1 pseudogene is annotated in these 257 nt (G+C 68.9%); it reads left to right on the forward strand.

The features are described from left to right. Positions 1-257, forward strand: a pseudogene (locus SB751_RS32580) (branched-chain amino acid ABC transporter permease); the annotation flags it as partial.

Genomic DNA, 257 nt, shown 5'->3' on the forward strand with positions numbered 1-257 from the left:
CGATCGGCCTGGGCATTGCGGCGGTCGTATGTGCGTTCGTCGGTTTCGCGATCGAGCGGGTCGCGTACCGGCCGCTGCGCCGCGCGCCGCGCCTCGCGCCGCTGATCACCGCGATCGGCGTGTCGATCCTGCTGCAGACGGCCGCGATGATCATCTGGTCGCGCAACCCGCTGCCGTTCCCGCAATTGCTGCCGACCGATCCGATCAACGTGATCAAGGCGACCGACACGACGCCCGGCGCCGTGATCTCGGTCACT

It is taken from the genome of Cupriavidus sp. SIMBA_020, from assembly GCF_046535395.1.
In the GTDB taxonomy this organism is placed as follows: domain Bacteria; phylum Pseudomonadota; class Gammaproteobacteria; order Burkholderiales; family Burkholderiaceae; genus Cupriavidus; species Cupriavidus campinensis.